Below are 9,704 nucleotides of genomic sequence, written 5' to 3'. Positions count from 1 at the left end.
CCCCCCCCCCCCCCCCCCCCCCCCCCCCCCCACCCCCCCCCCCCCCCCCCCCCCCCCCCCCCCCCCACCCCCCCCCCCCCGAGGGGGGTGGGGGGGGCGCGGGCGCCCCCCCCCGCCCCCCCCCCGCCACCCCATCGCTAGGCCACGGAACCCCATTGGCTTTACGGTAAGCGCATGCCAGAGCAGTCCCATGCGATAGACGCCGGGCACCCACCGTCGGCGCTACTGCGCATCGTCAACCCGATGCTGGGCTTCTTGCTGCGCACCCCGCTCGCCGGCGCCGCCCGCAAGGAGCTCATGGTGCTGAACTTCACCGGGCGAAAAACGGGCCGGCCGTTCTCACTTCCGGTGAGCGCCCACATGATTGACAATCAGCTGTACGCGCTGACGGGCGCCCCGTGGAAACAGAATTTCCGCGGCGGCGCGCCCGCGCGGGTCGTCTACGACGGGAAGCAGACCGCGATGCGCGGCGAGCTCATCCGTGACCGCGCCGTGGTCTGCGATCTCTTCCTGCGCTGCGCCGAGTCCTACGGCGTTCGGCGCGCCCAGCGGATGATCGGGCTGAAGTTTCGCGATCAACGCATACCGACGCGCGAGGAGTTCGCCGAGGCGGTCGACCGCATGCACCTGGGAGCGGTGCGCCTGACTCCGGCCGAATAGCCGTTACTCGGAGCCGGCCGCCCGCAGATGCGCGGTGAGCAGGGGCCGTGACTTCGACGTCGCCGGTCGGCTCGGTTACCCACCCGGCCCCGCGCCGGCGGCGGCACGGGTTCGGGCGATGACCGGTTGCTCGAAACCGGCGTCGCCCACCGCGCGTCGCACCGCCTCATCGATCGCGCGGGTGCGGTCGGTCGGCACCAGCGCGATCACACAGCCGCCGAACCCCCCGCCCGTCATCCGCGCGCCGAGGGCGCCCGCCCGCACCGCGGTGTCAGCGATCAGATCGATGTGTTCGGTGGTGATCTCGAAATCATCACGCATGGACGCGTGCGAGGCGCTGAAGATTCGTCCCACCTCGGCGAAGTCCGAAACATTGAGCGCCGCAACACAATCGAGCACACGCTGATTCTCGCTCAGCACGTGGCGGGCCCGGCGGGCGTCGACCGGATCGCGCACCGCGGCGGCGAGGGACGGACCGCGGTCCTGGATCTCGCGCAGCGACGCCACCCCGAGATCCGCGGCCGCCCGCTCGCACGACGCGCGGCGCGCGGCATAGTCGCCGTCGGCGTGACTGTGGGGGGCGCGGGAGTCGATCACCAGCAGCGCGACGCCGGCGGCGTCCGGGTCGAAGGCCACCGGCGCGACCGTGACATCGCGGAAATCGATCAGCAGCGCGGTCACCGGCCGGCCGTACAGCGAGGCCAGCTGGTCGAGCAAACCCGTCGGGGCGCCGACGTAGTCGTTCTCGGCGCGCTGGGCGAGCCGCGCCTGCTCCTTCGGGTCGATGCGCACCCCGGCGCCCGCCGCGATGGCGCCCAGCGCAGCACACTCCAGCGCCGCCGACGACGACAACCCCGCGCCCATCGCCACATCGCTGGTGATCCGCATCGCGCCGCCGGTCACCGGGTGACCGGCCTGATGCAGCGCCCACATCACGCCGGCCACGTAGGCGGCCCAGCCGGTCACGCCGCCGGGAGCGGTGTCCAGCGGAATGCGCACCCGCCCGTCCGCGCGGTCGCTGGCCACGGTGATCGCATCGCCGCGGTCGGGCGTGAACGTCACCACCGTGCGTTGCGGCAATGCGATCGGCAGCGCGAACCCCAGGTTGTAGTCGGTGTGCTCCCCGATCAGGTTGATCCGCCCGGGCGCGGAGTACCGGACGGTCACGCGAGCTCCCGCAGGCGCTGGGCCACGCTCTCGGGCGTCACATCGCTGATGAACGCGTCCATACCCGACTCGGAGCCCGCCAGGTACTTGAGCTTGGTGGCGCTGCGCCGGATCGACATCAACTCGACGTGGAAGTACCCGTCGGCCTGCGCGTCGGTGTCGGAGTACTGGTGCAACGCCGAAATATAGGGCAGCGGGGAGGAATACATCCGGTCGAATCGCCTCAGCACATCGAGGTAGACCCGCGCGAACCCGTCCAGCTCGTCCTCGTCGAGCTCGATGATGTTGCGCACGAACCTGTTCGGATAGATGTGCACCTCGACCGGCCAGCGCGCGGCGAACGGCACGAACGCGGTGAACAGGTCGTCGCGCGCGACGATTCGGCTGCCGTCCGCGACCTCGCCGGCCAGTAGGTCGGCAAAGAGATTGGTGCCGTGGTGCATTCGATGCCGGCGCGCCTGTTCCAGCATCGCGGCGGTCCGCGGCGTGAGATAGGGATAGCCGTAGATTTGACCGTGCGGGTGCGTCAACGTCACCCCGATCTCCTCGCCGCGGTTCTCGAAGCAGAACACCTGCTCGATGCCCGGCGTGGCCATCAGGTCGCCGGTGCGGTGCCGCCACGCGTCGAGGACCAGCCGGGCGTGCGCGGGTTCGAGCCCCGCGAACGAGCCGGTGTGGTCGCTGGAAAAGCAGATCACCTCGCAGCGCCCCTGCCCCGGGGCGGACACGAAGCCGTCACCGGCGGGCGCGAGTGCCGGTCCGGTGCCGGACAGGCTGGGGAACCGGTTTTCGAAGACGACGACGTCGTAGTCCGGTGCGGGCACCTCGCTGGTCAGCCCCGTCGGACCGGGGCACAGCGGGCACTGGTCGGGGGGCGGCTTGTATGTGCGGTCTTGGCGTAGCGCCGCGACGATCACCCACTGCCCCATCGTCTGGTCGAACCGCAACTCGGTCTGCTGCCCGTCGCGCGCCGGCAGCGGCCTACGGTCTTCGACCGGCGCCGGACGGTGCCCCGGCAGCGCGAAGAACAGCAGGTCACGGCCATCGGCCAGCTTCGCCCGCGTCGGCGCTGTCACGATGTCGAAGACTAGCTTGTGCCGAAGTTCGGGTAACCATGATGCGTTCAACAGGCGAGAAGGGGGGCACGGCGATCAGCGTTTTCTACGAACAAGCCGGCAACTGGGTGATCGGCTCCGATCCCGGTCTGCTCCGGCTGCGGATGGCGACGCGGACAACGGCCGCGCTCGGTTGTTCGCTGCTGGCGCTGTACGTCCTGACCCGGGCGACGGGACAGCCGCTGACCGTCGCCTTGTTGGGCGTCGTCATCACGATGGTCGCGTCGCGGTCCGTCAACGAGCCTGACCCGCACCAGCAGCGGATCACCATGGCCCTGCTGCCCCTGCCCGCGGCGGTCTCCATCACGGCCGCCGCGGTGCTCGCGTCCCACCAGGTGGTCAGCGACGTGGTGTTCGTGATGGTGGTGTTCACCGCCGCGTACATTCGCCGCTTCGGGGCGCGCGGCCGGGCGCTGGGCATGGTCGCATTCATGTCCTACTTCTTCACCTTGTATCTGCGAGCGCGCATCTCGGAGCTGCCGTGGATGATCGGGGCGGTCGCGGTGGGCACGGTCTGCACATTCGTGATGACCACCTACGTCATGCCCGATCGACCGGAGCGCGTGCTGCGGGACACCGTCCGGGCGCTGCGGGCCCGGATGGCGATCGTGGTCGACACCACGGCCGAAGCCGTGCGTACCGGCCGCCTCGACGATCGGCGCCGGCGTCGCATGCGTGCGCGCACCCTCCGGCTCAACGAGACCGCCCTGATGGTGCAGAGCCAGATCGAGGACAATGCCGACCCCGCCATGCTGTGGCCGGGTGTCACCGCCGAACAGTTGGCGCCGTGGCTGCTGGACGCCGAGCTCGCCATCGAATGGGTGGCCACGGCCGGGCGCCGGGCGGCGGCGCTGACCGCGGAGAACCCGGACGCCATACCAAGCCAAACGCGGGCCGAGCTCGTCGACGCGCTCGCGCGGCTCGCGCGCGCCATCCGCCTCCCCGAACCGGGCGGCCTTCGACAGGCCGCCGCCCAAGCGCAGCGGCTGCTGAACGAGCAGTGCGGCCCCGCCGACGCCGACCCGGACAGCACCGCCGTGCGCCGCCTCGCCCTGGCTGTAATCAACGCCGCGACAGCGACTTCCGACGTGCGGACCATCGTCGACCGCGCGGCCGCCGGGGGTACCGGCGGCGTGGAAACCGGGGGTAGCGAGCGGCCGCCGGCCGCCGAGGACGCGCCCCCGGACGAGGCCGCCGAACCGTCGCAGCCGGCGGGCCTGTTACCGACCACGCGGCAGGCCATCCAGGTCGCCGTCGCCGCGTCGCTGGCGATCGTCGCCGGCGAATTGGTGTCGCCGGCGCGCTGGTATTGGGCGGTGATCGCCGCGTTCGTCATCTTCGCCGGCACCAACTCGTGGGGCGAAACCCTGACGAAAGGCTGGCAACGCCTGCTCGGCACCTTGCTCGGCGTGCCCTGCGGTGTGCTGGTGGCCACGTTGCTGGCCGGCGACAGAACGGCCGCGCTCGCCGGTATCTTCGTGTGCCTGTTCTGCGCCTTCTATTTCATGACGGTCACCTACAGCTTGATGACCTTCTGGATCACCACGATGCTGGCGTTGCTGTACGGCTTGCTCGGCCAATTCTCGTTCGGCGTACTGATGTTGCGGATCGAAGAGACCGCGCTCGGTGCGGTCATCGGAGTGACCGTGGCCATCGTCGTGCTGCCCACGCACACCAGGGCCGCGATCCGTGACGACACCCGCACCTTTCTGGCTAGCCTGTCGGCCCTGATCGAGGTGTCCGCCGCGACCATGTTCGGTGAGGACGAGAGCGTCAGCCCGTCGGAGCAGGCACGCCAGCTCGACCGGGACCTGCAGCAGTTCCGCGTCACCGCCAAGCCGCTGCTGGCGGGGGTCGCCGGCCTCGCGGGCCGGCGCAGCATTCGCCGGGCGTTGCGCATCTTCGCGGCCTGCGACCGGTACGGCCGCAGCCTGGCCCGCAGCAGCGAGCAGTATCAGGACCCGGTGGGGTCGCAGCCCCTTGCCGACACGTTCTCGGCCGCCGCGGCCCAGACGCGGCGCAACATCGACGCGCTGGCCGCCGCGATCGGCAGTGGCCGCGCGCCGACCATCGTCTCGGCCGCCGACGACCTCGACGCCGCCGAAACCCTGGCCCGGCAGCGAGACGGCGAGACGGGATCGTCGGGCCAACCGGGGCCAGATACCCGGCGATTCCTCACCGCGGTGCACGCGTTGCGCCAGATCGAGCGAGCCGTCGTGACCGCGGCGACCAACCTGGGCGGGCGCGAAACGGCCAAGGCGCCCAGCCCGATTCGGGGCTGAGGGCGGTCAAAGGCCGGGCAGGCACGCGGGAAAGTAGCAGGGCTGATTGGGCCCCTGGGCCTTTCGCACCAGGTCGAACAACGTGAACGTGGTTTGCAACAGTCGCATTTCCACCCCGGGCCGTTGCGCCGGCGGGAGGTTTTGCACCTCGTTGGACACCGTGGTGGCCTGCCGCTGCAGCTGCGTCAGCCGTTGCTGTCGCTGCGGCGGGGTGAGGTTGTCCCAGTTGTCGTGCAGCTCAGCCACCTGCCGCTGCAGCTCGTCGACATCGGCTTCCGGATCGGACTGCCCGCCCGGTGCCAAGGGGTAGAACTGGCTCGGGACGGGCGCCGCGGCGATCTCGGCCTGCGCGCAACCGGCCGCCACCACCGCGCCGGCGGCGAGGCCGGCCGCCACGATCACAATGATCTTCATGAAGGCTTCTTTTCTTCCAGGCTCGGCTTTATGGTGCTGGCAGTAAGACATGTCGAGTTTGCTACCGATCCCAAGAGGCACGTCTCTGGAGAAGTCCGATGGCCACACCGAACCTCCCGCCGGGCTTCGATTTCACCGATCCCGATATCTATGCCCAGCGGCTGCCGGTGCAGGAGTTCGCCGAACTGCGCGCGACGGAGCCGATCTGGTGGAACGAGCAGGCGCCCGACGCCGGCGGGTTCGGCGACGGGGGCTACTGGGTGGTCACCAAGCACCGCGACATCCGCGATGTCTCGCTGCGCAGCGAGGTCTTCTCGTCCGCGACCAAGTCGATCGTCCCGCGTTACCGGGACGACTTGGCGGCCGGCCAGATTGAGGCCGGACGGGCGTCGATGATCATGATGGACGACCCCGAGCACAGCCGGTTGCGCAAGATCGTCTCGCGGGCCTTCACGCCCCGCGCGGTCGAGCGGTTGCGGGCCGAGCTATCGGAGCGGGCGCGGCGCATCGTGACCGAAGCCGCGGCGGCCGGGTCGGGCGACTTCGTCCGTCAGGTCGCCTGCGAATTGCCGCTGCAGGCCATTTCCGGGCTACTCGGGGTTCCGCAGGAGGATTACGACAAGCTGTTCGACTGGACCAACAACATGATCGGCAGCGACGACCCGGAGTTCGCCGGTAACGACGCGCTTACCTCAGCGGGCGAATTGATGTGGTATGCAATGCAATTGGCCGCACGCAAGCGCGAGGATCCCGGTGACGACATTGTCACCACCCTGATACATGCCGATGCCGAGGGCCAGCACCTGTCCGAGGCGGAATTCGGAATGTTCGTGGTCACCCTGGCCGTCGCCGGAAACGAGACCACCCGCAACTCCATCACGCAGGGGATGATGGCCTTCACCGACTATCCGGAACAGTGGGAGTTGTTCAAGGCACGCCGGCCCAAGACGGCCGCCGACGAGATAATCCGTTGGGCCACACCGATCACGGCCTTTCAGCGCACCGCGTGCCAGGACACCGAGCTCGGTGGTGTCCGGATCGGCAAGGGCCAGCGCGTGGTGCTGTTCTACCGGTCGGCCAATTTCGATGAAGAAGTCTTCGACGACCCCTACGCCTTCAACGTCTTGCGCAGCCCGAACCCGCACGTCGGATTCGGCGGCACCGGAGCGCACTACTGCATCGGCGCAAACCTGGCGCGCATGACGATCGACCTGATGTTCAACGCCCTCGCCGATCACCTGCCCGACCTGACTCCGCTGGCGAACCCCGAGCGGCTGCGGTCGTCGTTCATCAACGGCATCAAGCACTGGCAGGTCGACTACCGGGGCGCGCGTACCCCCGTCGCCCACTGAACCCGGCGTCGCACTCACCGGCCGTCGAATGGACATGGTCGCCGGCGTGCGTCGACGTCGCCGCCGCATTGCTGACGCGCGGCGAGTCGCGAACCTTCGACCGTGAGCGGCTAGACGCCGCATGGCAATGGGTGCGAGCGTAGAGACAACCATGAGAATCGCCATCAGCGGTGCCGGCGTCGCGGGGGCGGCGCTCGCCCACTGGCTGCATCGCACCGGCCACACGCCGACGCTGATCGAGCAGGCACCGCACTTCCGCACCGGCGGCTACATGATCGACTTCTGGGGTGTCGGCTACCAAGTGGCCAAGCGCATGGGCATCGAGGAGCCGATCCGCGAAGCGGGGTACGAGATGGAACGGCTGCGTTCGGTCGGCTCGCGCGGCGAGGTCAAGGCGGACGTGAAGGTGGACGTGTTTCGCCGGCTCCTAGGCGCCGATTACACGAGCCTGCCCCGCGGCGACCTGGCCGCGGCCATGTACGCCACCATCGAGGACAAGGTCGAAACGATGTTCGGCGACAGCATCGCCGCCGTCGACGAGCACGGTGACGGTGTCCGACTCACCCTCGACAGCGGCGGCACACGCGAATTCGACCTGCTGATCGGCGCCGACGGACTGCATTCCAACGTGCGCCGTCTGGTCTTCGGGCCCGAGGGGCAGTTCGAGCACTATCTGGGATGCAAGGTCGCGGCCTGCGTGGTCGACGGCTACCGGCCGCGCGACGAACTGGTCTACGTCACCTACGCCGCCCCCGGGCGCCAGCTGGCGCGTTTCGCGCTGCGCGGCGACCGTACGACATTCCTGTTCATCTTCCGCGCCGAACACGGCGTCGCCGGTGTGGACCCAATAGAGGAGCTGCGCAACACCTTTGGCGACTGCGGCTGGGAAGCCCACGACATGCTGGCCGCGCTCGACGGTGCCGACGATTTGTACTCCGACGTCGTCAGCCAGATTCGGATGGACCGCTGGTCGAGTGGCCGGGTGTTGTTGATCGGCGATGCGGCCGGGTGCATTTCGCTGCTGGGCGGCGAGGGCACCGGTCTGGCCATCACCGAGGCGTACGTGCTGGCCGGCGAACTCGCCCGCGCCGATGGCGACCATCGCCGCGCGTTCGATGCCTATGAAGCCCGCCTGCGTCCCTTCATCGCGAACAAGCAAGCGGGTGCTGTCCGCTACACCGGGTTCTTCGCCACCCGCACCCGACTCGGGCTGTGGTTGCGCAACATGGCGCTGCACACCATGAACTTCGCCCCGCTGGCAACGGTTTTCGCGGGCGGCGTGCGCGACGATTTCGAGCTGCCCGACTACGGCATATAGCTACCGCGCCGGTGTCTCCGTCGCCGAAGGCGCCGCGGCGGGGACGACCCTGAGCGCACGGAGCCGGATGCGCGCGCCGCGATGCGGTATCAGGACAACGAATTTCAGCTTCTGCCGTTCGCCGGCCGCGGTGGTGGTGCGCAACTCGGCCCGGCGCAGAATCTCGCGCAAAACCACGCGCATCTCGACCATGGCGAAGCCGGCGCCCAGACAGCGGCGGTTGCCGCCGCCGAAGGGGAACCACGTCGTCGGTGTCAGGGTGGCGCCCAGCATGCGATCCGGATCGAACCGGTCCGGGTCCGGATACACCGCGGCGCTGGTGTGCACCAGCCCGATTCCCGGCGCCACCATGACCCCGGCCGGCAGCCGGTAGCCGGCGACGTCGGCTGGTTGGGTGAGCACCCGCCCCACGTCGAACACCACCGGACGGATCCGCAACGTCTCCTTCACCAGCGCGTCGAGATACTCGTCGCCGGCCGGATCGCCCGCGGCGCTGGCCTCGGCCGCCAGCACGGCCTTGGCCAATATGGCCGGGTGGCGGGTCAACCGCTCGAGCGCCCAGGACAACCCGTTGGCGGTGGTGTCGTGGCCGGCCACCAGCAACGTCATCAGCTGGTCCCGCAGCTCGCGATCGGACATCGTGCGCCCGCCGTCGTCGGCGCGTACCAGCATGGCCAGCACGTCGGTGCGCCCGGCCAGGTCGGGGTCGGCGCGGCGCTCGGCGATCTCGGCGTAGAGCAGGCGGTCGGCTTCGGCCATTCGCCGACGCAATCCCCGCCATGGGAGGTAGCGCTGCAGCTCCGGCTTCGCCAGTGCCAGCGTCGCCCACGAACCCACGGTGAGCAGCTGCGGCATGATTTCACGCAGCGCGGTGAGCCGGGCCGGGTCCGTGGCGCCGATGACCGTTCGCAGGATCACCTCGAGGGTGATCTCCGACATCTTGGGCGCGGCCGCGAAGGTCTCCCCCACCGGCCACCCCGCGATGTTCGCCGCCGCGATCTCGGCCATCAGTCCTGCCTGGCGTGCGACGGCGTCGCGATGGAACGGCGGCAGCATCAGACGGCGGCGATCCCGATGGACGTCCTCGTCGACGACCAGAAGAGAGGTATCGCCGAGCAACCCGCTCAGAATCGAATTCGCTTCGCCGGCATGGAAGACGTGCGGGTCACCGGCAAACACCGTCTTGATGTCTGCCGGGTCGGCTAGATACACCAGCGTGCCCATGCCCGCTACCCGCAGCGTGAACACGCTCCCATAACGACGGCGGCAGGCGGCGACGAAGTGCGACCCACGGTGCAGCATCAACGCGGCCTGCACCGCCCGGGGCAGCCGGGGCCCCGGCGGAAGCGCGGTAGGCGGGGCAGTGCGCATCACCGCAATTTTACGACCGGAGTGC

At 69.5% G+C, this 9,704-nt stretch carries 8 protein-coding genes; 4 read left to right on the top strand and 4 right to left on the bottom strand.

Features of this window, described 5'->3' with window-relative positions; genetic code table 11:
• Positions 1-174: 174 nt before the first annotated feature.
• Positions 175-660 (top strand): hypothetical protein, encoded by a 486-nt coding sequence (locus tag A5750_RS19025; RefSeq protein ID WP_066956652.1) that lies wholly within the window; start codon positions 175-177, stop codon positions 658-660.
• Between the two features lie 75 nt (positions 661-735).
• On the opposite strand, the gene A5750_RS19020 is transcribed toward A5750_RS19025, so the two are convergent.
• Together A5750_RS19020 and galT are read right to left on the bottom strand one after the other, a co-directional pair.
• Positions 736-1,827 carry a galactokinase gene (locus A5750_RS19020; protein WP_066956649.1) on the bottom strand — a complete coding sequence of 364 codons (1,092 nt, stop codon included), beginning with the start codon at positions 1,825-1,827 and terminating at the stop codon, positions 736-738.
• Positions 1,824-2,903 (bottom strand): galactose-1-phosphate uridylyltransferase, encoded by a 1,080-nt coding sequence (galT, locus tag A5750_RS19015; protein ID WP_197505464.1) that lies wholly within the window; start codon positions 2,901-2,903, stop codon positions 1,824-1,826. The genes A5750_RS19020 and galT overlap by 4 nt, the downstream gene beginning before the upstream one ends.
• Positions 2,904-3,010: 107 nt before the next feature.
• On the opposite strand from galT, the gene A5750_RS19010 reads away from it, so the two are divergent.
• A complete protein-coding gene (locus A5750_RS19010) occupies positions 3,011-5,224 on the top strand; it encodes an FUSC family protein (protein ID WP_066956701.1) in 2,214 nt (737 codons plus the stop codon).
• 6 nt (positions 5,225-5,230) lie between these two features.
• Here A5750_RS19010 and A5750_RS19005 read toward each other — a convergent pair whose 3' ends face one another.
• The gene (locus A5750_RS19005) at positions 5,231-5,638 is read right to left on the bottom strand and encodes a hypothetical protein (RefSeq protein WP_066956643.1); all 408 of its coding nucleotides are present in this window, start codon (positions 5,636-5,638) and stop codon (positions 5,231-5,233) included.
• A gap of 98 nt (positions 5,639-5,736) precedes the next feature.
• Here A5750_RS19005 and A5750_RS19000 point away from each other — a divergent pair, with 98 nt between their 5' ends.
• Both A5750_RS19000 and A5750_RS18995 read left to right on the top strand, forming a co-directional pair.
• Positions 5,737-6,990, top strand: a complete 1,254-nt coding sequence (locus tag A5750_RS19000; RefSeq protein WP_066956640.1) for a cytochrome P450 — start codon at positions 5,737-5,739, stop codon at positions 6,988-6,990.
• Positions 6,991-7,141: 151 nt separating this feature from the next.
• Entirely contained in the window at positions 7,142-8,308 is a 1,167-nt protein-coding gene (locus A5750_RS18995) for an FAD-binding domain (RefSeq protein ID WP_067264911.1), read from the top strand.
• On the opposite strand, the gene A5750_RS18990 is transcribed toward A5750_RS18995, so the two are convergent.
• Positions 8,309-9,679: a cytochrome P450 gene (locus tag A5750_RS18990; protein WP_067264903.1), complete on the bottom strand. Its 1,371-nt coding sequence runs from the start codon at positions 9,677-9,679 to the stop codon at positions 8,309-8,311.
• Between the last annotated feature and the right edge of the window lie 25 nt (positions 9,680-9,704).

Source organism: Mycobacterium sp. 852002-51613_SCH5001154, assembly GCF_001667425.1.
Lineage (GTDB): Bacteria > Actinomycetota > Actinomycetes > Mycobacteriales > Mycobacteriaceae > Mycobacterium.
Note: the sequence above shows the minus strand (reverse complement) of the source record. Positions and strands in the feature narration are given on the sequence as shown.

Coding starts and splice junctions, on each gene's coding strand:
- A5750_RS19025 (WP_066956652.1), top strand. CDS start 175: ATGCCAGAGCAGTCCCATGCGATAGACGCCGGGCACCCACCGTCGGCG.
- A5750_RS19005 (WP_066956643.1), bottom strand. CDS start 5,638: ATGAAGATCATTGTGATCGTGGCGGCCGGCCTCGCCGCCGGCGCGGTG.
- A5750_RS19000 (WP_066956640.1), top strand. CDS start 5,737: ATGGCCACACCGAACCTCCCGCCGGGCTTCGATTTCACCGATCCCGAT.
- A5750_RS18995 (WP_067264911.1), top strand. CDS start 7,142: ATGAGAATCGCCATCAGCGGTGCCGGCGTCGCGGGGGCGGCGCTCGCC.
- A5750_RS18990 (WP_067264903.1), bottom strand. CDS start 9,679: ATGCGCACTGCCCCGCCTACCGCGCTTCCGCCGGGGCCCCGGCTGCCC.